This is a genomic window from Brevundimonas sp. NPDC092305 (assembly GCF_044755415.1).
In the GTDB taxonomy this organism is placed as follows: domain Bacteria; phylum Pseudomonadota; class Alphaproteobacteria; order Caulobacterales; family Caulobacteraceae; genus Brevundimonas.
In genome coordinates, this window is record NZ_JBIVQY010000001.1 from 1,480,845 (window position 1) to 1,504,174 (window position 23,330).

20 protein-coding genes and 1 pseudogene are annotated in these 23,330 nt (G+C 67.2%); 15 read left to right on the top strand and 6 right to left on the bottom strand.

What is annotated here, in order from left to right; translation table 11 throughout:
• The first annotated feature begins 39 nt into the window (after nucleotides 1–39).
• Nucleotides 40–282: a 30S ribosomal protein S21 gene (gene rpsU / locus ACIQC9_RS07400; protein WP_087120183.1), complete on the top strand. Its 243-nt coding sequence runs from the start codon at nucleotides 40–42 to the stop codon at nucleotides 280–282.
• A gap of 100 nt (nucleotides 283–382) precedes the next feature.
• Here the strand turns inward: rpsU and ACIQC9_RS07405 are convergent, their stop codons facing one another.
• On the bottom strand, nucleotides 383–1,771 hold the full coding sequence (locus ACIQC9_RS07405; RefSeq protein ID WP_400613992.1) for an ABC transporter permease: 1,389 nt from the start codon (nucleotides 1,769–1,771) through the stop codon (nucleotides 383–385).
• A complete protein-coding gene (locus ACIQC9_RS07410; protein ID WP_400613994.1) occupies nucleotides 1,768–2,730 on the bottom strand; it encodes an ABC transporter ATP-binding protein in 963 nt (320 codons plus the stop codon). The genes ACIQC9_RS07405 and ACIQC9_RS07410 overlap by 4 nt, the downstream gene beginning before the upstream one ends.
• A 129-nt stretch (nucleotides 2,731–2,859) precedes the next feature.
• On the opposite strand from ACIQC9_RS07410, the gene ACIQC9_RS07415 reads away from it, so the two are divergent.
• The 6 genes from ACIQC9_RS07415 to phoB all read left to right on the top strand — a co-directional run bounded on the left by ACIQC9_RS07415 (nucleotide 2,860) and on the right by phoB (nucleotide 9,440).
• On the top strand, nucleotides 2,860–4,278 hold the full coding sequence (locus ACIQC9_RS07415; protein ID WP_400613997.1) for a sensor histidine kinase: 1,419 nt from the start codon (nucleotides 2,860–2,862) through the stop codon (nucleotides 4,276–4,278).
• Between the two features lie 139 nt (nucleotides 4,279–4,417).
• On the top strand, nucleotides 4,418–5,860 hold the full coding sequence (gene pstC / locus ACIQC9_RS07420; RefSeq protein ID WP_400613999.1) for a phosphate ABC transporter permease subunit PstC: 1,443 nt from the start codon (nucleotides 4,418–4,420) through the stop codon (nucleotides 5,858–5,860).
• The gene (gene pstA / locus ACIQC9_RS07425; RefSeq protein ID WP_400614001.1) at nucleotides 5,853–7,133 is read left to right on the top strand and encodes a phosphate ABC transporter permease PstA; all 1,281 of its coding nucleotides are present in this window, start codon (nucleotides 5,853–5,855) and stop codon (nucleotides 7,131–7,133) included. The genes pstC and pstA overlap by 8 nt, the downstream gene beginning before the upstream one ends.
• A 5-nt stretch (nucleotides 7,134–7,138) precedes the next feature.
• Nucleotides 7,139–8,002: a phosphate ABC transporter ATP-binding protein PstB gene (pstB, locus tag ACIQC9_RS07430; protein ID WP_400614004.1), complete on the top strand. Its 864-nt coding sequence runs from the start codon at nucleotides 7,139–7,141 to the stop codon at nucleotides 8,000–8,002.
• Complete coding sequence (gene phoU, locus ACIQC9_RS07435) at nucleotides 8,002–8,724, top strand: phosphate signaling complex protein PhoU (protein ID WP_400614007.1); 723 nt, start codon at nucleotides 8,002–8,004, stop codon at nucleotides 8,722–8,724. The genes pstB and phoU overlap by 1 nt, the downstream gene beginning before the upstream one ends.
• 26 nt (nucleotides 8,725–8,750) lie before the next feature.
• The gene (gene phoB, locus ACIQC9_RS07440) at nucleotides 8,751–9,440 is read left to right on the top strand and encodes a phosphate regulon transcriptional regulator PhoB (RefSeq protein WP_400614009.1); all 690 of its coding nucleotides are present in this window, start codon (nucleotides 8,751–8,753) and stop codon (nucleotides 9,438–9,440) included.
• 3 nt (nucleotides 9,441–9,443) lie between these two features.
• On the opposite strand, the gene ACIQC9_RS07445 is transcribed toward phoB, so the two are convergent.
• Nucleotides 9,444–10,355: an Hsp33 family molecular chaperone gene (locus ACIQC9_RS07445; protein ID WP_400614012.1), complete on the bottom strand. Its 912-nt coding sequence runs from the start codon at nucleotides 10,353–10,355 to the stop codon at nucleotides 9,444–9,446.
• Nucleotides 10,356–10,483: 128 nt separating this feature from the next.
• Between ACIQC9_RS07445 and ACIQC9_RS07450 the strand changes: the two genes are divergently transcribed.
• The 6 genes and pseudogenes from ACIQC9_RS07450 (at nucleotide 10,484) to ACIQC9_RS07475 (ending at nucleotide 18,952) form a co-directional block, all read left to right on the top strand.
• A complete protein-coding gene (locus tag ACIQC9_RS07450; RefSeq protein ID WP_400614014.1) occupies nucleotides 10,484–11,893 on the top strand; it encodes an SDR family oxidoreductase in 1,410 nt (469 codons plus the stop codon).
• Nucleotides 11,894–11,963: 70 nt separating this feature from the next.
• Nucleotides 11,964–12,491, top strand: a pseudogene (locus ACIQC9_RS07455) (HAD family hydrolase); the annotation flags it as partial.
• A 135-nt stretch (nucleotides 12,492–12,626) separates the two neighbouring features.
• Nucleotides 12,627–13,856 carry a phosphoglycerate dehydrogenase gene (gene serA, locus ACIQC9_RS07460; RefSeq protein WP_400615421.1) on the top strand — a complete coding sequence of 410 codons (1,230 nt, stop codon included), beginning with the start codon at nucleotides 12,627–12,629 and terminating at the stop codon, nucleotides 13,854–13,856.
• 92 nt (nucleotides 13,857–13,948) lie between these two features.
• On the top strand, nucleotides 13,949–15,766 hold the full coding sequence (locus ACIQC9_RS07465) for an autotransporter domain-containing protein (protein ID WP_400614016.1): 1,818 nt from the start codon (nucleotides 13,949–13,951) through the stop codon (nucleotides 15,764–15,766).
• Nucleotides 15,767–15,978: 212 nt separating this feature from the next.
• A complete protein-coding gene (locus ACIQC9_RS07470) occupies nucleotides 15,979–16,608 on the top strand; it encodes a M23 family metallopeptidase (protein ID WP_400614018.1) in 630 nt (209 codons plus the stop codon).
• 64 nt (nucleotides 16,609–16,672) lie between these two features.
• Nucleotides 16,673–18,952 carry an ATP-binding protein gene (locus ACIQC9_RS07475; protein ID WP_400614020.1) on the top strand — a complete coding sequence of 760 codons (2,280 nt, stop codon included), beginning with the start codon at nucleotides 16,673–16,675 and terminating at the stop codon, nucleotides 18,950–18,952.
• Here the strand turns inward: ACIQC9_RS07475 and ACIQC9_RS07480 are convergent.
• A complete protein-coding gene (locus tag ACIQC9_RS07480) occupies nucleotides 18,949–19,935 on the bottom strand; it encodes a helix-turn-helix transcriptional regulator (RefSeq protein WP_400614022.1) in 987 nt (328 codons plus the stop codon). The genes ACIQC9_RS07475 and ACIQC9_RS07480 overlap by 4 nt on opposite strands.
• Nucleotides 19,936–20,023: 88 nt before the next feature.
• Here ACIQC9_RS07480 and ACIQC9_RS07485 point away from each other — a divergent pair, with 88 nt between their 5' ends.
• The gene (locus ACIQC9_RS07485; RefSeq protein WP_400614024.1) at nucleotides 20,024–20,254 is read left to right on the top strand and encodes a hypothetical protein; all 231 of its coding nucleotides are present in this window, start codon (nucleotides 20,024–20,026) and stop codon (nucleotides 20,252–20,254) included.
• A 4-nt stretch (nucleotides 20,255–20,258) separates the two neighbouring features.
• Here ACIQC9_RS07485 and ACIQC9_RS07490 read toward each other — a convergent pair whose 3' ends face one another.
• Nucleotides 20,259–21,419 (bottom strand): acyltransferase family protein, encoded by a 1,161-nt coding sequence (locus ACIQC9_RS07490; RefSeq protein ID WP_400614026.1) that lies wholly within the window; start codon nucleotides 21,417–21,419, stop codon nucleotides 20,259–20,261.
• Here ACIQC9_RS07490 and ACIQC9_RS07495 point away from each other — a divergent pair.
• The gene (locus tag ACIQC9_RS07495; RefSeq protein WP_400614028.1) at nucleotides 21,418–22,911 is read left to right on the top strand and encodes a sulfotransferase; all 1,494 of its coding nucleotides are present in this window, start codon (nucleotides 21,418–21,420) and stop codon (nucleotides 22,909–22,911) included. The genes ACIQC9_RS07490 and ACIQC9_RS07495 overlap by 2 nt on opposite strands.
• Here ACIQC9_RS07495 and ACIQC9_RS07500 read toward each other — a convergent pair.
• On the bottom strand, nucleotides 22,908–23,306 hold the full coding sequence (locus ACIQC9_RS07500) for a DUF1801 domain-containing protein (protein ID WP_400614030.1): 399 nt from the start codon (nucleotides 23,304–23,306) through the stop codon (nucleotides 22,908–22,910). The genes ACIQC9_RS07495 and ACIQC9_RS07500 overlap by 4 nt on opposite strands.
• Nucleotides 23,307–23,330 lie beyond the last annotated feature (24 nt).

The following is a 23,330-nucleotide window of genomic DNA, read 5'->3' on the forward strand; positions in this document are numbered from 1 at the left end:
CCTCACAGGACGCGGCGGGCGGCCAAAGGAGAGTTTCACCTGGTTCAGATTTTCGTCCGCGACAACAACGTCGATCAGGCCCTCAAGGCCCTGAAGAAGAAAATGCAGCGCGAAGGCAGCTTCCGCGAAATGAAGCGTCACGTGCACTACGAGAAGCCCTCGGAGAAGCGCGCCCGTCAGAAGGCTGAAGCCGTTCGTCGCGCCCGCAAGCTGGCCCGCAAGCGCGCCCAACGCGAAGGCCTGCTGCCCGCTCCGAAGCCCCGCGTGCCGGGCGGTCGGTAAGACCCTCGCCGCAAGGCCGAAAGATCAAGGGCCGCCCCGGGAAACCGGGGCGGCCCTTTCTTTTGTCCTTCTCCCCTCGGGGGAGAGGGATATCGCCCGGCTAGTTCCCCCCTCCCCGGATCGCTCCGGCGAAGGTCTTCCAGCTCAGTTTTACGTCCGACAGGGCGCCGGCCCGGAAGGCCCGGCCCGCAACCCAGACCATCAGGGCCGCGAAGGCGAACATCATCACCAGCGCGCCGATGGCCTCGATCAGGGGCGGATCACTGGGGATGCGGGCCATCATCAGGAAGGGCGTGAAGAACGGGATCATCGACAGGATCTGGATGACCGGCGCGTCGGGCGTCCGGATAGCCATCGACATGGTCATCATGGGGATGACCAGGATCATCATGATCGGCCCCATCAGGGTCTGGGCGTCGCGGGGCGTCTCGCAGAAGGCGCCGATGGCCGCGAACAGGACTGCGTACATCAGATAGCCGCCGACCATGAAGGCGACGAACCACAGCAGCATGCCGCCGTTCCACATGATGTCGCCCATCATGGCCGCATACTGGGGCGCGGCGATAGAAACCCCCACGATTCCGATCCCGCCCCACGCCGCCATCACCGTCAGGGTCAGCAGGGCGACGCCCAGCACCTTCCCGGTCAGGATCTCTGTCGAGGAGGCCGAGGACAGCAGGACTTCGAGGATCTTGTTCGACTTCTCCTCCATCACGCTGTTCAGCAGGATCGAGGCGCCGGTGATGATCAGCGACCACAGCAGAAACCCGCCCGCCAGGCCCATGATCGAAGGCAGTCGGTCGCGGAACGACAGCTCGCCGCCGGTGCGGGACTTGGGCGAGAAGGCGCGAACCTCGGGTCGGAAGGCCTCGGTCTGGTCCACCACGGTTGGATTGATGCCAGCCTGGGCGAAGACGGTTTTGCGGTTGGACGACTTCAGCGCATCGCGAACGAAGTCTTCAACCGTGTCGTCGGTGGCGCGGGCGGTCCAGACGCGTGCCGTCGGCTTGCCATCCGCCGCCCGGTTCAGGAAGACCACTGCCGCAAGACGCTGGTCCTTGGGCAGGTCGTCAGTCAGGTGCTCACGAACCGCAGCGTCCTGGGCCGCGCCCGGCGCCGCGGAAGCGATGTCGGCGGGCGTGTCGACGATGCGCATGCGCGGTCGCGACAGGCCTGCGAATGCTCCGGGGTTGGTTGAGGCGGCGCCGGGCGCGGCCTGATTGGCCTTCTCGGCGGCCTCTCGCGCACGGTCGGCGTTGCGTTGGGCCTCCGAGGCCAGGGCAGCCCTCACCTCGCCGGCCAGACCCGCTGCGCGCGGTCCTTCTTCCACCACTGCAACGGTCCGGACAGGCTCGGAGCTCTTCATCATGATGGGCAGGGCGCCGCCCAGCACCGCGAAGAGCGGAAAGGCAAGCAGCGAGAGCCAGAACCCGGCGGTCTTGGCGTAGGCCGCGTATTCGCGACGCGCGATCAGAAAGATGCGGTTCATCGTACGGCCTCCACGCCTTGCGGTTTGATGGATTGATCGACGTCAGGATGGTCGCCGGTCAGGCTGATGAAGGCGTCGTGCAGGCTGGGCTCGCGCAGCTCAAACCGGCGGACGTCCAGTCCACCGAGGAAGGCGGCCTTCAGGGCTTCCTGACCCTGCGCATCCGACTTCAGAGCCGCTTTCAGCACGCGCGAGCCGTCCGGGCGGGTAACCACCTCGACCTCGCCCACCCCGGGCAGTTTCGCTGCGGCGGCGGGATCGATGTCGCCTTCCAGCTCAAGGAACCGCCGGGCGGTCTGACGCGCCTCGGCGACCGTGCCTTCGAAGGCCTTGCGCCCCCGCGCCAGCAGCACGACCTGATCGCACAGCCGCTCTGCGTGCTGCATGACGTGTGTCGAGAACAGGACGGTGGCTCCATCGGCGGCCAGTCCGCGGATGACGGACTCCAGCCCCTGCTGGTTCACCGGGTCCAGACCCGAGAAGGGCTCGTCCAGAATTACGAACTCGGGGCGATGCACCACCGAGGCGATCAACTGGACCTTCTGCGCCATCCCCTTGGACAGCTCCTTCATCTTCTTGCGGCTGGACGCGCCGAGGCCTTGGGCCTCCAGCATTTCCTTCGCCCGCCTGCGCCCTTCCGCCAGCGGCACGCCCTTCAGCGAGCCGAAGAAGGCGATCGCGTCGATCGGCGTCATCTTTTTGTAAAGGCCGCGTTCTTCCGGGAGGAAGCCGATCCGGTCGCGCACCTTGCGCCCGTCGTCAGCGCCGAGGATCTCTATCCGGCCGCTGGTCGCGGGCTGCAGACCAAGGATCATCCGGATGGTCGAGGTCTTGCCCGCGCCGTTCGGTCCGAGGAAGCCGCAGATGCGTCCCTGCCCCACCTGGAAGGTGAGGTCCTTGACCGCCTGGAACTCGCCGTAGCGCTTGCTCACCCCCTCAAGGGTCAGGGCCGCCGTCATCCGCACCTCCACCTAATGCCGTTCGGTCTTCGTACGAGTTGTAAAGGGTGTTTGACAAGACGAAGACGGTCAGATCGATGCGCGACTGTCATGAATTCCGTGTCATGTTCGCGAACTACGAGTCGCCAGATGCCCTATGAAGTCGCCCCCTCGCCCGTGATCCCGCAAGCCGGCTCCCGCCTGTGGAACGTCGGCGCGAGCGCGGCCGTGGCGGTCGCGGCCCTGATCGCCGGAGCGGTGCTGGCGAGGGAGGCTGCGCCCTGGCTGCTCGGCGCGGCCGCGCTGGTGGTCGTCATGACCTGGACGTTGAATCGTCGACGGCCGACGACATACCTCCCGGAGTCTCCCGCCACGGATATACCCAGTGCAGTCGCGCCAGTCGGGGCGGTGGATCCGGTCCTGCTGGACAGTGTGCTGGAGGCGATGAGCGACCCCGTCCTAGTCGTCGAAGGCGGCGAAGCGGACGACATCGCCGGCCGCCGGGTCGTGCTGGCCAACGCTTCCGCGCGCGACCTGCTGCGGATTTCGCGCGAGGGGGCGCTGCTGGTCTCGGTTCTGCGCGATCCAACGGTGCTGGAGGCTGTCGACGAGGCCTTGTTCGCCGGTGTGACGCGCCTGACCGACTACGCTGGCGTCGGCGCCCAGACGCGACACTGGCGCGCCCTGTCGCGGCCGCTGGGCTCCGCGGACGGCCGGACGTTGGCTCTCGTCGTCCTGCGTGACGAAACCGACGTCCGTCGCATGGAACTGATGCGCGTCGACTTCCTCGCCAACGCCAGCCACGAACTGCGCACCCCTCTCGCCTCCCTGTCCGGGTTCATCGAAACGCTGAAGGGCCACGCGAGGGAAGACCCCAAGGCCCGTGACAAGTTTCTGGACATCATGGCGGCGCAGGCTGACCGGATGAGCCGGCTGGTGGCTGACCTGCTGTCGCTCAGCCGGATTGAATTGAACGAACATGTGCCGCCGTCAGGCAAGCTGGACCTCGCCCGCGCCGCCAGCGACGTGGCGGACGCGCTCAGTGTTCTGTCAGTCGAACGGGGGGTGGACATCCAGATCGAAGGCAAGGGTGTCGCCGCCCCCGTGCTGGGGGATCGCGACGAGATCGTTCAGGTGATCCAGAATCTCGTCGACAACGCCATCAAATACTCGCCCTCCGGGGGCACGGTCGACGTCCTGATACGGCCGGACGTCAGCGCCGATGAGGCCGCGGCGGCATGGGCCGGCGGCCATCGCGAGGAAGGCGTCACCCGACTGCCGCTGCTCACCCCGGACCGGGCGCCCGGTCAACGGTTCGCGGCGGTTTCTGTGCGCGACCAGGGACCAGGGATGGCGCGTGAGCACCTGCCGCGCCTGACCGAGCGATTCTATCGTGTCGAAGGCCAGAAGAGCGGCGAACGGCAGGGAACCGGCCTCGGCCTCGCTATCGTTAAGCACATCGTCAACCGTCATCGCGGCGGGCTGGCGGTGGAGAGTGCACCCGGTCAGGGGGCGGTGTTTACGGCCTATTTCCCCGGCCCTGAGCCCGCTCCCAGGACGGGTTTGTGACGCTGATCCGACGACCGGACCGGCGGCGTAACAGAACTGTCACGCCGCCGTCTTAATCCGCTGACCATTCCCGGGCAGTTTCCGCGCCGGGGCGAACCGGGTGACCGGCGCGACCTGATTCTCGCAGTGCTGGACGCGTATGACCTGGCTCTTCCTGCCGATCCTGATCGTGGTCGCCGTCGCCGCCTATCTCGGCGGACGTCGTCTCGCCGTGCGCCGCGCCGCCGGCCTGCCCGCCCGTGAACGTGCGCACTCCCGTCCCGGCCAGCACGGCGCCTACGCCCTGATCTGGACCGTGGTTCCGGCGCTGGTGGTGATCCTTGCCGCAACCGTCTTCTCCGCCCCGGTCGAGCGCCAGATGATGATTTCCGGCGCACCGACCGAGGTTCAGCAGCTCGACGCCTTTCGGCGCGACGCCTTCCTCGCAGACGCCCATGCCGTCGGCGCCGGACGTCAGGCCGCGCAGATCTGGCCCGCCCCGTTTGCCGAGATGCTCCCGCGCGAGGGCCAGCGGGTCCATCGCATCCAGCAGATGCTGTCGCTGGGAGCGATAATCGGCGCGGCGCTGGCGGCCCTGCTCGGCGGCCTTTTCGTTTTCAGCCAGATCCGTCCCGGCATGCGGGCGCGCAATCGCGTCGAGGGCTGGATCGTCGGCCTGCTGTTCGCCTGTTCGGCGGTCGCGGTCCTGACCACCGTCGGGATCATCGCCTCGCTGGTCTACGATTCCTTCCGCTTCTTCTCCTCTGTGCCGATCGCCGAGTTCCTGTTCGGCACCCAGTGGAGCCCGCAGACCGCCATCCGCGCGGATCAGGTGGGCTCGTCCGGCGCGTTCGGCGCCCTGCCCCTGTTCGCCGGCACCTTCCTGATCATGTTCATCGCCATGCTGGTGGCTGGTCCCGTCGGCCTGTTCTCGGCGATCTATCTGTCGGAGTACGCCGGCCCGACATTCCGGGCGGTCATCAAGCCGGTTCTGGAAATCCTCGCCGGCGTTCCGACCGTGGTCTACGGCTTCTTCGCCGCCCTGACGGTGGGCCCGGCGTTCCGGGTCTTCTTCAACACCATCGGCTCGTGGCTGGTCGGCGGACCGCTGGACGGGCTCGGCCAATATCTGATGCTGGTCCAGAACCAGATGGCGCTGGTGGCCGGGGCGGTCATGGGCATCATGCTGATCCCGTTCGTCAGTTCGCTGTCCGACGACATCATCAACGCCGTGCCCCAGTCGCTGCGTGACGGCTCCTACGCCATGGGCGCCACCAAGTCCGAAACGGTGAAGCGGGTGCTGCTGCCCGCCGCCCTGCCCGGCGTCGCCGGCGCCATGCTGCTGGCCATGTCACGCGCCATTGGCGAGACCATGATCGTCACGATGGCCGCCGGCCTTGCGGCTCGCCTGACCCTGAACCCGCTCGACACTGTAACCACCGTGACCGTGCAGATCGTGACCCTGCTGACGGGCGATCAGGAGTTCAACAGTCCCAAGACGCTGTCCGCCTTCGGCCTCGGCCTAACCCTGTTTCTTGTGACCCTGGCGCTCAACGTCATCGCCCAGCGTATCGTCCAGACCTATCGGCAGCAGTATGACTGACGCGACCGCAAACGTCCGCATCGACCGGCTGCGCTCGGGTCTGAAGGCCCGCTACGCCCGCGAGCGCCGGTTCAAGGCCTACGGCCTGCTGGCCATCGCCGTGGCCGTGGGCTTCCTTGTACTGCTGCTGGGCCGGATCATCGATCAGGGCCACACCGCCTTCTACAGCCACACCGTCACCGTGCCGGTCTACATGGACCCGGCCCGCGTCGACCGCGCCTATCCGCAGGGCACCAACTTCGAACAGCTGGTGGCCGAACAGCAACTGCGCCGCCTCGGCGTGATCGATGACGCGCAGGGCACGAAGGCGACCGAGATGCGCCGGCTGTTCTCGTCCGAGCTGAAGTTCGTCGCCGCGGAACGCGTTCAGCAGAACCCGGGCATTATTGGCCAGACCCTGCCGCTGGCGGCGCCGATCTCTGACGACGCCGACCTCTACTTCAAGGGCGAGATTTCGAGCGCGACGCCTCAGGACCAGCGCCGCCTGTCCGACCAGCAGATCCAGTGGCTGGACCGCATGAAGGCGGACGGTCTGGTCGCCAGCCATTTCAACACTGGCCTGTTTACCAAAGGCGACTCCACCGAGGCCGAGCTGGCCGGCGTGCTGGGCGCGGTGATCGGTTCGGCCCTGATGCTGCTGGTTACGGCTCTGATCGCCATACCGCTGGGCGTCGGCGCGGCGGTGTATCTGGAAGAGTTCGCGCCCAAGAACCGGCTGACCGACATCATCGAGGTCAACATCAACAACCTCGCCGCCGTGCCGTCCATCATCTACGGCCTGCTGGGTCTGGCGCTGTTCATCAACTGGATGCACCTGCCCCGCGCCAGCCCGCTGGTTGGCGGTCTGGTGCTGGCCTTGATGGCCCTGCCGACCATCATTATCGCCACCCGGTCATCACTGAAGGCTGTGCCGCCGTCGATCCGCGAGGCCGCCCTGGCCATGGGGGCCTCGAAAACCCAGACGGTCTTCCAGCACACCCTGCCGCTGGCCATGCCCGGCGTCATGACCGGAGCCATCATCTCCATGGCTCACGCGCTGGGTGAAACCGCGCCGCTGCTGCTGATCGGCATGATCAGCTTCGTGCCCGGCCTGCCCCACAGCTTTACCGAGCCGACGGGCGCCCTGCCCTCGCTTGTCTACATCTGGGAGAACGCGTCAGAGCGCGCCTTCCACGAGCGGACCGCCGCCGCGATCCTGGTCCTGCTCGCCTTCATGATCGTCATGAACGCCGGCGCAATCCTGCTGCGCCGACGTTTCGAACGCCGCTGGTGATCCCGATGCTCTCCAAGATTTTCCGCGCTCCGGAAGGCTCGCAAGGCAGCGAAGCCCCTGCCGAAGTCGTCGTGCCTACGCCGCCCGTCGTGCACGGCGGCGGTGATATCGGCCCGACCAAGATCGCTGCGCGTGACGTGTCTGTCTTCTACAGCGGCAAACAGGCGCTGTTCGACGTCTCGCTGGATATCCCCGACAAGACGGTCACTGCCCTGATCGGCCCGTCGGGCTGCGGCAAGTCCACCTTCCTGCGGACCATGAACCGCATGAACGACACCATCACCGGAGCCAGGGTGACCGGCAAGATCGAGATGGACGGCGAGGACATCAACGCCAAGGCGGTCGATCCCGTGCTGCTGCGCGCCCGCGTCGGCATGGTGTTCCAGAAGCCGAACCCCTTTCCCAAGACCATCTACGAGAACGTCGCCTACGGTCCGCGCATCCACGGCCTCTCGTCGTCCAAAGCCGATCTGGACGACATCGTCGAGATGTCGCTGAAGCGGGCCGGCCTTTGGGAAGAGGTCGCCGACCGCCTGCACTCGCCGGGCACCGGCCTGTCGGGCGGCCAGCAGCAGCGTCTGGTCATCGCCCGCGCCATCGCGGTCGAGCCGGAAGTGATCCTGATGGACGAACCCTGCTCGGCGCTGGACCCCATCGCTACGGCCAAGATCGAGGAACTGATCGACGAACTGCGCGAGCGCTATTGCATCGTTATCGTCACCCACTCGATGGCGCAGGCCGCGCGCGTCTCGCAACGCACCGCCTTCTTCCACCTCGGCCGTCTCGTCGAACACGGCAACACCGAGGAAATCTTCACGAATCCCCGGGAGCGGCGCACGCTCGACTACATCACGGGGCGCTTCGGCTGATGAACCAGCACACCGTAAAAGCGTATGGCGACGAGCTGAACCAGCTGACCGCCGAGGTCGCCCGGATGGGCGGTCTGGCCGAGGCCCAGGTCGCCGACGCCGTCGACAGCGTCGCCCGCCGCGACGTTGCGCTGGGCCGCGCCGTGGTCGAGCGCGACAGCAAGCTGGACGGCATGCATCGCGAGATCGAGAAGAAGGCCATCCGCCTGATCGCCCTTCGCGGTCCTGTGGCGTCGGACCTGCGCCGCACCCTCGCCTCCATGAAGCTGGCGACCGATCTGGAGCGCACCGGCGATCTGGCCAAGAACATCGCCAAGCGCGGCCTGATCCTGGCCGAGGGCGAGCCGATGCAGCCCCTGACCCGGTCGATCGAGCGCATGGGCAAGCTGGTGTCGATGCGCCTGCGGGACGTGCTGGACGCCTACGCCGCCGCCGAGGTCGACCGCGCCATAGCCGTCTGGAATACCGACGACGAGGTCGACGAGCACTACAACAGCCTGTTCCGCGAACTGCTAACGTACATGATGGGCGATCCGCGCACGATCGGCCCGTGTACGCACCTGCTGTTCATGGCCAAGAACCTCGAACGGATCGGCGACCACGCAACCAATATCGCCGAGACGATCCACTATGAGATCACGGGCGCCGAGATGGTGGGCGAACGCCCCCGTTGGGCGCCCTCCGCCGATGAGACGACGCCCGGCGGCGTCGGCCCCGTCTAGACGCGCCTGACCCCGGAGAGCCCGACGTGCAGCCCTATGTTCTGGTGATGGAAGACGAGGACGCGCTGGCGACGCTGCTGTCCTACAACCTCGAAAAGGAAGGCTACCGCGTCGTCGTCGCTTCCGACGGCGAGGAAGGCATGCTCCAGATCGACGAGCGACTGCCCGATCTGGTCCTGCTGGACTGGATGCTGCCCAAGCTGTCGGGCATCGAGGTCTGCCGTCGCATCCGGGGCAAGCCCGAGACGCGCAACCTGCCGATCATCATGCTGACCGCGCGCGGCGAGGAAACCGACCGTGTGCGCGGTCTCGACACCGGCGCCGACGATTACCTGACCAAGCCCTTTTCGATGGTTGAGTTGATCGCCCGCATCCGCGCCGTCCTGCGCCGCATCCGCCCGGGTCTGGCGGACGACCGCATCAACCACGGCGACATCGTCATCGACCGGGTCGCCCACCGCGTCCGCCGCGCCGGCAACGAGATCCACCTCGGCCCCACCGAATTCCGCCTGCTGGACCACTTCATGCAACACCCGGGCCGGGTCTTCAGCCGCGAACAGCTGCTGGACGCCGTCTGGGGCTCGGACGTCTACGTCGAGGCCCGCACGGTCGACGTCCACGTCGGCCGCCTGCGCAAGGCCCTGAACGTTGACGGCACGGTCAACCCGATCCGCACGGTGCGCTCGGCCGGGTATTCGCTGGATCTGGGTAGCTAGGCCTCAGCCAACGGTGATTTCCGCCGGCTCCAGCTCATAGACCGTCGCGCAGTATTCGCAGGTCACGCGGATCTTGCCGTCGTCCTCGACCATGTCCGCCCGCTCGTCCTCGCCGAACGAGGCCAGCACCGCGCCGATACGGTCCTTGGAGCAGCGGCACTGAGCCGACAGGGGTCGGGCGTCCTCAAGGCGCACACCGTCCTCATGGAACAGTCGGAACAGCAGGGTCTCCGGTGTGATCGTCGGGTCCAGCAGCTCGTCATCGGCCAGGGTCTGGAACAGGGCGCGCGAACGGTCCCAGACCTCTTCGGTAGAGCCACGGGCGTCGTCGGCGGCGATCAACTGGATCAGCGCCCCGCCGGCGCGCCAGCCGGTTGCGGTATCCGTCGTGACCTGTCCGACCGAGAGCCGCACCTTGGTCGGCAGTTGTTCCGATTGCTGGAAATAATGCTCGGCCGCCAGCGACAAGCTTTCGCCCTCGATCGGCGTGATGCCCTGCGTGCGTTCGAAGTCGGGCCCGCGATCCAGTGTCATCACGAATACGCCTTCGCCCAGCAGCGTCTTGGCGCCCGGTCGCGCGAAACCCTGCGACGCTGCCGCCACCTCATCCTCATCAAACCGGCAGTAGCCGCGCAGGTGGCCGTCGGTGCCATAGTCAGCCACTACGTAGCGCACGGGCCCGTCGCCCTGCGCCTGCACGATCAGCCGGCCCTCGAACTTCAGGCTGGAGCCCACCAGCGCCGCCAGCGCGCACGCTTCGCCCAGCAGGGCGGCTACCGGCTCCGGATAGGCGTGGGCAGACAGGATGGCGTCGATGGTCTCGCCCAGACGGACCAGGCGGCCGCGCACGGGCCAGCCCTCGATCTGAAAGGCGGCGGCCAGGTCGTCGGCGGTCGTGTGCGCGTGATCGGTCACGGCGGTCCTCTTTGGCGTCGATCTCGGAAGGTCGCCTAGATAGGCGCCGATCGGGCCAAACGTAAGGCCTTGCAGGGCGCCGTCATTCCGAGTTGCCGGACCAGGAATTGGCGAGGATATTGAGCGCCATGAGCAGATTTCATCTGAAGCCGCTGAACAAGCAGGGCATCGTCATCACCGGCGCGACCTCGGGCATCGGTCTGGCGGTGGCGCGGCGGGCTGCTCAGGCCGGAGCCTGCGTCTTCCTGATCGCGCGCGGCGAGAAGGATCTGAAGGCGCTGTGCGAGGAGCTGCAGGGCACGGGCGCCCGTGTCGCCTTCGCGGTCGCGGATGTGGCCGACTACGACGCTCTGGCCGAGGCGGCGGACAGGTGCCGACGCCTGTTCGGCGGGTTCGACACCTGGATCAATAACGCCGGCGTCTCGATCTTCGGCCCGATCCGGGAGACCACGATGGAGGACCAGCGACGCCTGTTCGAGACCAACTACTGGGGCGTGGTCAACGGATCGCTGGTGGCGGTCGAGCACCTGCGCGAAAGGCCCTGGGGCGGCTCGGTGATCAACATCGGCTCGGTGCTGTCCGACGCGCCCATGCCGGTTCAGGGCGTCTATTCGGCGTCCAAGCATGCGGTGAAGGGCTTCACCAATGCGCTGCGAATGGAGCTGATCCGCGACGACGCCAAGATCAGCCTGTCGCTGGTCAAGCCGGCGGCGCTGGATACGCCCTACAGCAAACACGCGCGAAACCTGACGGGTTACGCCGTGCATAACCCCCAGCCGGTCTACTCAACGCGGGTCGCGGCCGACACCGTGCTGTACTGCGCGACCCACCCGATCCGCGAGATCACCGTCGGCGGAGGCGGCCGCCTGATCGCCACCCTGTACAACGCCTTGCCCGGCGTGGCGGAACCTCTTCTCGCCCGGTTCGCTCCTAGCCTTATGCGGGACAGGCGTTCCGCCTGGCAGCCGTTCGACGACGGGCTTTACGAGCCTTCCGAAGACGGCCTCGACGAAGAGGTTCACTATCCCATGGTTCGCGATTTCTCAGTGCTGGCCGAAGTCCGCAAACATCCCGGCATCGTCGGCGGCGTGGTCGCCGTTCTGGCCGGCGTCGGTCTGGCCACCCTCCTGCTGAACCAGCGCACGGGCCCGACCCGATGGGAAAGCTTCCGCGGCCGCGTCAATCCGCGCGGCTGGATCGATACCGAGGGTCTCGGCAGCCGATTCGCCGATCTGGCTGATACGGTTCGTCATGGCCTGTCAGAAGCCGGCGAACGCGCGACCGACCTCGGCGAAGACGCCCGTCACCGTGGCCGTCGCTGGTTCCACGACACCAAACACTCGTCGCGCAAGGCGCTGAAGAAGTCGGGCAAGCGCGCCCGTCATTACGCGAATGAGGCCGGCGCCTACGCCCGCGACCACGCCAAGGAAGGCGGCGCCCTGCTGGCTTTGGCGACGATCGCGGCGGCAGTCGGCGCCGCTGCGCTGGACGCCCGTAGCCCGAACAGCAAGCTGCGCGGTCTCGCCGAACGGCTCTGATCACTGTTTTTGACCGCGGCTGCGCCCCTACGGCGTTGCTGCATCTGCGAAGGTCGGCCAAGGTCGCGGCATGGAAAAGGCCGCGACCTTCGTTTTTGACTTCGATTCGACCCTTGTTCGCATTGAGACGCTCGAGGCGCTGGCCGACCTGTGCCTGACCGGGCGCCCGGAGGCTGATGAGTTTCGGGCCGAGGTCGCCCGCCTGACCGATCAGGCGATGGCGGGCGAACTGGGGTTTGGCGACGCCCTCCGTCGTCGGTTGGCCCTGCTACCGATCACCCGTGAACACGTGCAGACATTGGCCGCCCGCATCCTCGACGACGCCACGCCGTCGATCCGACGAAACCTGCACTTCTTCCGCGACAACCCAGAGCGCGTAGTCATCGTCTCGGGCGGCTTTCGCGAGATCATCGCGCCGTTCGCGGAATGGCTGGGCGTGCCGCCGGACCGCGTCCTGTGCAACGACCTCGTCTATGACGCCGCCGGTCGGGTCGAGGGCGTCGACGACGCAAATCAGTTGTCACACGCGGGCGGCAAGGCCATCGCGCTCAACGCGCTGAACCTGCCCCGGCCGCTGGTGATGATCGGTGACGGCTGGACGGACGCAGAGGTCAAACGCGACGGTGCCGCTGATCGATTCTACGCCTTCACCGAAATCGTCCGCCGCGAGCCGGTGGTCGCCGCCGCTGACGCCGATGCGCCTACGCTGGACGACGTCCTTCACAACGAGGGCCTGACCGGCCGCTGGTCCTACCCGCGCAGCCGTATCAACATCCTGCTGCTGGAGAACATTCACCCGGCGGCGGTCGCCCGGCTGAAGGACGCGGGCTACGCCGTCGACACGGTCAAGGGCGCGCTCAGCGAGGGGGAACTGGTTCGACGCATCAAGGGCGTGCACATCCTCGGTATCCGCTCCAAGACGCAGGTGACCCCGCGCGTCCTGGACGCCGCCGACCGCCTGCTGGCCATCGGCGCCTTCTGCATCGGCACCAACCAGATCGATTTGTCCGCCGCCGCCGAGCGGGGCGTAGCCGTGTTCAACGCGCCCTATTCGAATACGCGCTCGGTCGTCGAACTGGCCATCGGCGCCATGATCGCCCTGACCCGCGACATGACCGACAAGTCCGCCGCCATGCACCGGGGCGAGTGGAACAAGTCAGCGACCGGCTCGCGCGAGGTGCGCGGCAAGACGCTGGGCATCGTCGGCTATGGCGCCATCGGCTCGCAGTTGTCCGTACTGGCCGAGGCGCTGGGCATGCGGGTCATCTTCCATGACCTGACCGAGCGTCTGGTGATGGGCAACGCCCGCCGCTACCTGTCGCTGAACGCCTTGCTTGCCGAGGCCGATGTGGTGACGCTGCATGTCGACGGTCGTTCCGCCAACGCCAACCTGTTCGGCGCGGCCCAGTTCGCAGCCATGAAACCCGGCGCGGTTCTGCTGAACCTGTCGCGCGGCCACATCGTGGAGATCGACGCCATGGTGGAGGCCCTCAGGTCCGGCCGCCTCGGCGGCGCAGCGGTGGATGTCTTCCCTGAGGAGCCGGCGACCAACAGCGACCCGTTCGACAGCCCCCTGCGCGGCCTGAAGAACGTTATCCTGACCCCCCACATCGGCGGCTCGACGGAAGAGGCGCAGGAAGCGATCGGCGAATTCACCGCCGAGCGGCTGCTGTCCTACCTGAACCGGGGCGACACTACATTCTGCGTCAACCTGCCGAATGTGCAGCTTCCAGAGGTCGAGGACGGGCACCGCATCCTGCACATCCACCGGAACCAGCCGGGCGTGCTGGCCGAGCTGAACCAGGCGCTGGCCGGAGCTGGTCTGAACGTGCTGGGACAGTATCTGAAGACCGACGAACGGGTCGGCTACGTCATCGTCGACGTGGACCGCGACTACGATCCGGACTCCCTCGGCACCCTGAGGAGTGTGGCCGGAACGCTTCGGTTCAGGATGCTCCACTAGAACCTTCCCCGACGGCATCTTGCGCCGGGCGCGAACGGGCGCAGACTGTCGCGTAACGGTCGTATCCAAGAACGACCGAGGGAGGACCATCCATGTCTCGTTTTCTGCGCACCGCCGCGTGCGCCGCGCTTGCCGCCGCCGCCTTCGGAGCCGTCGCCACGGCCGCCCAGGCCCAGAGCTACAACCGCCTCGTCGTGTTCGGCGACAGCCTGAGCGACAACGGCAACCTGTATGCCGTTTCCGGCCAGCCGACGTCGCCGCCATATTTCCAGGGCCGATTCTCGAACGGGCCGGTTTTCACCGAGCTGCTGGGCTTCAACGCGGGCCGGTTCACCGCGGGCGCTCCGGTCACCGGCAGCGTCAACTACGCCTTCGGCGGCGCCCGCACGGACAGCGCAGCATCTCCGCCCGGAATGCGTAACCAGTTGCTCGCCTACACCAGCGCGGGCGGCACCTTCAGCTCCACCGATCTGGTGAGCATCCTTGGCGGCGCCAACAATATCTTCCAGGCCTTCCCGGGCGCAGCCGCCAGCCCCACGACGGCCCAGTCGACCATCCAGGCGGTAGCCGGTGCGGCCGCCACCGACATCAACTTCATCGTCAACAGCGTCGCGGGCGCTGGCGCGGGAACCATCCTAGTCTCCAACCTGCCGCGACTGGGCATCACGCCCCAGTTCCGCGCGACGGGCGCGAGCGGCATGGCTCTGGCGGACTTCGCCGGGCAGCAGTTCAACAGCGCGCTCGCCACCAATCTGATGGCCACCGCGGCCGCGCGGCCCGGGACCAACATTATCCTGCTGGATCTCTACAAGGTCAGCGACGTGCTGGCCGCCCGCCCCGGCGACTTCGGCCTGACCAATGTCACCGCGTCCTGCTTCAACGGCGTCACGGTCTGCTCGGCGCCCGACACCTACCTGTACTGGGACGGCGTTCACCCGACCGCCGCGGGGCACCGGCTGCTGGCGACTCTGGCCAACGACTATCTGTATTATGGCGACCTCGGCGCCCAATCGACGGTGCAGGGCGAGACCGCCATGCGCCAGCGCGAGGACCTGATGGACCTGTCGTCCGAGGTTCTGGGCGGACGTGACGCCTGGGAGCCCGGCACCAACATGACCTTCGCCGTCATTGGCGACAGCGTCGAAACCGACGCGCGTGGCCCCGTCGCCGAGGCCAAGGCCGACGGCTGGGGCGGTCGTGTGGGGCTGGACCACGCCCTGTCGGACTCCCTGCGCTTCGGTCTGACCGGCACCTTCCGCACCGCCGAGGTCGAGGCCGGGCCGATGGGCTTCGACCTCGATAGCTACGCGATGGACATCTACGCCGGCTGGCGTTCGGGATCGGTGTTCGTCAACGCTGTCGCGGGCGGGTCGATCGACAAGTACAAGGATATCACCCGCGTCACCTCGCTGGCGCCGATCGTCCACTCCGCCGAAACCGACGGCGGCGGCCTCGGCGCCCGGCTGCAGGGCGGCATGTGGTTCGACATGGGCGGCATCGCCCTGTCTCCCCGCGCAGCGGTCAGCGTGATCTCGATGGACGTCAACGGCTACAACGAGACCGGTGCGGCGGCTGAATACCGCTACGAGGACCGCAAGATGGAGGCGACCACGGGCGAAATCTCGCTGCGCGCCGAAGGCGGCGGCGACGGAATGAGCTTCTGGGCCGAAGGCGGCTATCGCGACAGCCTCAGCGACAATAGCGAGGCCGTGCGTGTCGGCATTCTGGGCAACCCGGCGCAGGTGCTGTCGCGCGAGTTCGACGATCCGTTCGGCGGCAGCATCATCGCCTCGGCCGGCGTCGAAGCCGACATCGGCCCGGGCAAGCTGTCCTTCGGTTATCGCGGTCGCTTCGGCGACGCCGCCGACAGCCATATGGGCGCGCTGACCTACAGCATCTCGCTGCGCTGACGCTTACGCTGGCGAGGAATTGAGGGCGCGGAGCTTCGGCTCCGCGCCCTTTTCGTTCCCGCCTGCGACCACCTGACGCTCCCTTCCGCCCCAAAGCGGCCCCATGAAACGGTAGAAACGCCCGTTCGCAGGCGCTGAGCAGCGCCGCCGACCTGGGCGTCGCCGACGCCCGTTCACCGCTCTTCCCGAGCCCAGACGGAGCCGACGCCGCCATGCGACGCCTGTTGCCGACCGTTCGGTCGTTTCTCTCCCACTCCGGCCACGCCGTGGCCCTGGCCGCGACCGCCGTGCTGGTCATGGCCGCCGCGCCCCTGACCGAGACGCCGGACCCCGTCCCTGTCGAAGGCTTCGCCGTACCGGAAACGCCGCCCGTGACCGCCGTTGCGGGGCCCGCCGGGCCGGTCCTGCGTGAACTGGTCTTTGAACGCCCCGTGCGCGGCTATGCCGTCAACTCGGCTTTCGGCCTGCGCCGTCTGGCCGGTGAAGCCGCGGCACGACGGCATGAGGGCGTGGACATCGCCGCCCCGATCGGCACCGGCGTCTACGCCGCCGCCGAAGGTCAGGTCGTTCGCACCGGGTTCGATCCGCATGGCTACGGCCGCTTCATCGAACTACGCCACCCCAACGGCATGACCACCCTGTACGGCCACCTGAGCCGTATCGACGTGGCCTCGGGCGACAGCATCGGTGAAGGCGGTCGCATCGGTCTGGTGGGAACCACCGGCCGGTCCACCGGGCCTCACTTGCATTTCGAGGTTCGCCGCGACGGCGCCCAGATCAACCCCGCAAAGGTTGTGGGGCGCACGTTCCAGTTCGCTGTTCCCGATCAGGTCAACGCCTGAGGGTCTGACGCCCACTTTTTGTTCACCCCTTTGAGCGATCCTTGGTCATCTCGTGGGGACAACCTTGGATCGCATCTACCAGACAGTGATGTCAGCGCATGACTGGCGCTGGACCACGCTGGCGGTCGTCATCGCCCTTGTGGGCGTGCCGATGGCGTTCAAGCTGCTGGCGGACGCTCGCAGCGGGCCTCACCGCGGACGTGGCCTCAAGGGCGTCGCTTCGATGCTGGTGGGTTGCCTGACCCTGTGGTCGACCCACTTCGTCGCCATGCAGGGTTTCCATTTCGATCAGCCGATCCGTTACGACGGCTGGTTGACGCTCGCCTCCTATGGCGCGGCCGTCGCCTCCGTAATGACGACGTTTATCATCTCGATCCGCGGCAAGACCGCGCCGTGGCGCGCCCTTTCGGGCTCTGCGGGCGTGGTGATCGTCGTGGTCATGGTGCTGCTGAGCGTACGCGGGATCGAGGTTCAACATCGGTCATTGAGCTGGGACACCGGCATGATCTGGCTCAGCGTCCTGGTCAGCGGTGCGCTGGGCGGGCTCGGCGCCACGCTGAATACGGCCACCAGCTTCAAACGGCTTCTGCTGGCGTCCTGGCTGGCCGCGGCGTCGGTGATCGTCGCACACTTCCTGACCGTCTCCGCCCTGATCGTCGCCGTCGATCCGGCCGTCGAGTTCTCGCCGGGTTCTCTCCCCGCCGAGACGATCCAGGCGTCGGCCACCGGCGCCGTCGCGGTGATCATCGCCATCGCCGGCTTCCTCAGCGGGCTCGTCTACTGGTCCCGCAACAGTGCGATCGCCCAGATCCGGGAGGCCGTCGACGCCATGCCCGACGGCATGGCCTTCTATGACGCCAACGATCGTCTGGTGCTGTGGAACGCCCGCTACGACGAGGTGAATCCGGAGCTGAGCTCGAAGCTCGTTCCCGGCATGACCTTCCGCGAGGTTCTCCATATCGGCATCCGTGACGGCCTGTATGCGGACGCCCACGGTCGGGAAGAGGCCTGGATCGCAGAGCGGATGGCGGCGCGTCAGGACCTGCCCAACACCTTCGAGCAGCACATCATCGGCGACGGCTGGCTGCGCATTCAGGAACGACGCACCGCCGAAGGAGGCATCGTCACCGTGGTCAACGACATCACGGACCTGAAACGTGCGGCGCAGGAGTTGTCCGAAGCCCGGGACGCCGCCGAGACCGCCAATACGGCCAAGAGCCAGTTCCTCGCCAATATGAGCCACGAAATCCGCACGCCGCTGAACGGCGTCATCGGCGTGGCCCAGGTGCTGGCCAGCACCTCCATGACGCCCCAGCAGACCGAGATGGTCGACCTGATCAAGTCGTCCGGCGACACGCTGCAGGTGCTGTTGAACGACCTGCTCGACCTCGCCCGTGTCGAGTCCGGCCAGATGAAACTGGCGGATGAGGCTTTCGACCTCGGCCGCGCCGTCCGCGAGGCGGCCCAGCTCTACGGCGCCAACGCTCGCGAGAAGGGCCTACAGTTCTTCGTCGAGATCGATCCCGCCGTCGACAGCTGGGCGTCGGGCGATGTCGTGCGGGTCAAACAGATCCTGACGAACCTCGTCTCCAACGCCGTGAAGTTCACCAGCGAAGGCTTCGTCGGCCTGACTGTCGCGCCCGGCCCCGCTTCGCTTCATCCCACGATCCGCTTCTCTATCGAGGACACGGGAATCGGCTTCGACAGCGCCACGCGCGACCGGCTGTTCAGCCGTTTCGAGCAGGCGGACGGGGCGATCACCCGCAAGTTCGGCGGTTCAGGCCTCGGCCTCGCCATCTCGCGCCAGCTGGCCGAGATGATGGGCGGGCATCTGGATTGCGAAAGCGAGCCCGGCGGCGGTTCGGCCTTCATGCTGACCCTGCCGTGGCGTCCCGCCGCCGCCCCGGCCACCCCCCAGGCGATCGACTACGCCGTGGCCCACGGCGGCGATCGCGTTCGGGTGCTGCTGGCCGACGACCACCCGGTGAACCGCAAGGTGGTTGAGATGATCCTTGCGCAGGCGCACGTCGACCTGACCTCCGTCGAGGACGGCGCCCAGGCTGTCCACGCCTCGCGCGAAACCGCCTTCGACCTGATCCTAATGGACATGCAGATGCCCGTCATGGACGGCCTGACCGCAACTCGCGAGATCCGCCTGCACGAAGTCGCCATGGGCTTGCCCCGCTCGGCCATCGTGATGCTGACGGCCAACGCACTGGCCGAACACATCACCGCCGCCGAGGACGCCGGCGCCGACCGCCACCTGGCCAAACCCTTCGACGCGTCCGATCTGCTCAGCCTCGTCGTGAACCTGCCCAGCCACGCTGAAGCCAGGGCGGCCTAGGCCTCTGTAATCAACGCCCGCCCGGCCGCCTCAAGCTCGCCCTTCATCACGGCCCGCAGGCGGGGCGGCGCGACGATGGTGACCTGATGGCCCCAGGTGAACAGGTGCCACGCCAGTTCGCGCATACCCGAGGCGCGAAAGCGGACGATGACGCCGCCGTCCGGCTCGTCCTCGATGGCCTGTGTCGGGTGCCAGCGCCAGGCGCGGGCCTCGGTCGCGCCCTCCTGCGATACCCGCAGGACCACATTCTCGATCTCGTCCTGATAGATGCCGAAGGACTGGCTGGCGAAGACGGACAGATCGAAGTCGGCGGGCGGCGACGCACTGCCCGCCTCGGCCCGGACACCGCTCATGCGGTCGAGGCGGAAGGTCTGGATGCGGCCGCTCTCGCGATCGGCGGCGACCAGATAGTTGGCGCGGCCGAACATGACGCCGCAGGGCGCGACCGACCGGCGGCGGGCCTCAGCGCCGGGCCGGCTGTAGATGAAGCCCAGCGGCTGGCCGGCCAGCACCGCCTGCCTGATTTCCGCGAGCACAGCCTCGTCCGCCGACGGACGCGGCCCAGCCTGCACGGCGATCGTCTCCGCACGCACCAAGGCTTCAAGATCGGGCGCAAGCCGGTTCAAGGTCGTCGAGCGCATCGCGGACTTCAGCTTACGCTCCAATTCCTCCAGCGCCGCCGCCCGGGCCGGTTCGCCCGCGAGCCGCAATCCCTGAGCGGCCTTGGCCAGTTCGACCAACTCCTCGGCCGTTGGGGCCTGTTCGAAGGCCGACAGCCCGCCGCGGATGCGCCAGCGCTTGTTCGGCGGGTCCGACACCTCTTCGGCCTGCGGATACAGGGACAGCACGGCGTCCCTTGTGCGTTCGGCGGTCCGCCGGCCGACATCGAGCCCACGCGCCATCTCGTCCAGCGTCAGCCCCTCAGCGCTGGCGGCCATCCGCCGCGCCAGATCCAGAACCATCGCCGCCTTCTCGTGTCGCATGCACAACCCATAGGATACGACCGTTTCTGACGCAACGCCGGTTCATAGTCACAACATCGACAGAGACACCCGTCCCGGAGAACTTCACATGGCCCGCGCCTTCGCCCCCCACGCCGCAATCGCCGCCAACCGCTATCTGATCGTGCCCTGCGAGGCCGAGGGCTGTGGCGATCTGGCCGTGATCTGGGATCGTCTTGAAGAGCAGGTGATCGACGTGATCGACGCCCGGCTGTCGGCCCGCTACGCCGATGAGGACGCGCTGTGGGACGAAGCCCGCCCTGTCTTCGCCCCGGCCGAGGACTTCCGTCTGGCCGCCTGAGCGATCAGGCCGCCTTCGGTTTGGTTTTGCTGTCGATCCAGCGCTGGGCCGGAACCTCGACCAGCCGATGCACGACGACCGCCAGAGCCACGATGCCCAGGAACAAGGCGATGCCGAACAGGTCGTTCACCCACGGCGAGCCGAAATCGATGCGGCGACCATTGGGCATCCAGCCCAGCTTCCTCGCGAGGATCAGCAGAACGGTCAGGACGAACATGTGCACCATGTAGATCGCGAACGACCACCGGCCGAGCGTGACCAGCGCCGGTGCGTTCAGCAGGCGCGACAAGGCTCCGCCCTCGCCGGCGAACACCCAGACGCCCAGCACGAACAAAAGAGTCACCAGCACGGCGAAAGGACCCTGCGCCCACGCCACGAACAGGCCGATTGCGAGAACACTCGCGATCTCGAGCGCCGTCGCCCACCCTCCCCTGAGCCGCGGCAGCCGCGTCCAGCAGCCCTGTAGCAGGCAGCCGAGGAAGAAGCCGTACAGCGCACGGAAGAAGGCGAAGTCGTGCGTCGTATTCATCCAGCGAGGAGCCTGAGTCACGACGATGACCGCGCCCATAACGGCAAGCGCCGCCCCGACCCAGCGCCACACCCCGGACTTCCGCCCCGGAAGCAGCAACAGCAGCGCCGCGAACACGATGTAGCAGCCGACCTCGACGCTCAGCGTCCACGACGGCCCGTTCCACGTCAGATAGCCGTGAATGTCATAGGCCTGGATCAGCAGCAGGTTGGTGAAGATCGCCTCGACCGACCGATCCCGCGCGAACGGTGTGATGGCGTCGAAGTGAGTCCACAACCGCAGAAGCTCCAGCCCGATGAAGGCGGCCAGCACAAGAACATGCAGCGGCCACACCCGCCCGAGCCGCCGCACCATGAACCGCCCGGCGTCGCTCGGCGTCTTCAGCCGCTCCGCATAGGCGTGCGCGATCACAAAACCGGACAGAACGAAGAAGTAGTCGACGAACAGATAGCCGTGCTGGATCAGCGGCCAGTCGCGCCAGTGTGCAGCCAGCGGCATGTGAAACGCTACGACCAGCACCGCGCAGACTCCCCTCAGGGAATCCAGCGCCTCGAATCTGTGCCTGCCGGGGGTTGTCACCGGCGGGTCATAGTCGGCCTTGCGGCGAGGCGTCCAGCCCGGTAGCGCTCGGGGCATGTCCGATACGATGCAAGGCCAGCCGGCCGACGGGGCCCAGCTGATCAACGCCGCCGTGGACGCCTTCAAGGCGCGCGAGCGCGACGACGCCGCATACCTGCTGGCCAAGGCGATCCAGATGAACCCGCCCCTCGGCGGCAAGTGGGGTTCGGTGTCCCGGATGGCGGCCACGATCGGCGAGGTCTCACTGGCCCTCGAAGCCGCCCGCCGCCAGATTCAGGCCCAGCCGACGGCCGAGAACCACCTCGCCTACGCCCAACTACTGATGCAGAACGGGCGGGCCGACGAGGCGGCGCGTCAGGCGGCGGCCCTGCTCCGGCAGCGACCGAACGACCCGGCCGTGCTGCACTTTCTCGCCACCTGTCAGGTCCAGCTGGGCGACCATGCGACTGCCGAGGCCAACCTCCGCCGCGCCATCGCCCTGCCGACGGTCGCGTTGGGCGCCGAGAACGCCTGGCACGTCATCGCCGATATCAAGAAGTTTGCACCCGGCGACCCCGATATCGCGCAGATGGAGGCGCTGCTCGAACGTATCGGAACGTCGGAGGCCCATCGCCAGAATCGCACCGTGCTGCTGTATGCGCTCGGCAAGGCGCTGGATGATGCAGGCGAAACTGACCGCGCCTTCGCCTGCTTCGACGAGGCGGCGCGGCTGCAGAAGATCGACAGCACTTTCAACGCCGAGCGGAACAAGGCTTTCGTCGATGCCGTCGTCAAAGGCTACGACCGCGCCTTCATCGACAGCCTCCCGAAGAGCGAGGAGCACAGCGAACGCCCGATCTTCGTGCTCGGCCTCCCTCGTTCGGGCACCACGCTGGTCGAACAGATTCTGGTCAGCCATTCGCAGGTCGCCGACGGCGCCGAGGCCAACCTGTTCAGGCCGGCCGCCATGGCCATCCCCGGCTATACGCCTGAGGAAGTCCGCGCCGCCTTCTCCCGCCCGGACGGAGCCACGCTGCCGACCCGGATCGCGAAGGCCTACCTGCATCTTGCCGACGAGCGCTTCGGCAAGGGCGTACGGTTCGTCGACAAGACGCTGAACCAGACCCAGTATCTCGGCCTGATCCGTCAGGTTCTCCCGGGCGCAAAGCTGATCTGGCTGCGTCGCCATCCCGCCGGCATCGCCTGGTCCTGCTACCGCACCCGCTTCGCCCGCGGCGTCGACTGGACACGCTCAATGGCCGACATCGCCGCCTATTTCCGGGGACAGGACCGTCTGCACGCGCATTGGTCGGCCGTGCTGGGGGATGACCTGCTGACGGTGCCCTACGAAGCGCTGGTCGACGATCCCGAAACGTGGATGCGCCGCATCATCGCCCACGCCGGCCTGGAGTGGGAGGACGGCGTCCGCGATTTCCACAAGACCGAACGCGCCGTCACCACCGCCAGCTTCGCCCAGGTCCGCAAGCCCATGTACGCCTCGTCCAAGGAGGCGTGGAAACGCTATGAGGACAAGCTGAAGCCGTTCTTCGACGCTTACGGCGCAGGCTAGGTCGAATATTTTTCCCGCATCCGGGCGACTGACCGCTTCGTCAGCTCGCGCAGCACGGACATGTCTATATCGGCCAGCTTGTTCACATACAGGCATGCGCTGCCGGTTTTGTGCTTGCCGAGTTTCGCCAGCAGCTCGTCCTGCCCGGGGACGTCGCCCAGCACGTAAAGCACCAGCTCCGCCTTGCGCGGTGAAAAGCCGATGATCGGCCAGTCGCCGGTCGGGCTCCGGTAGCTGCCATAGCCCACGATCGACGGTCCCCACATCACGGCAGGCTCGCCGGTTATCTCCGCCAGCATGGTCTGCACGACCTCGGCGTCGGCACGGCGGGTCGGATTTTCGACCGCTGCGATGAAGTCGGCGACCGGGACATCTGTGGGTACGGTCTTGGGCATGGTCCCGAGCGTAACCCAAGGCGA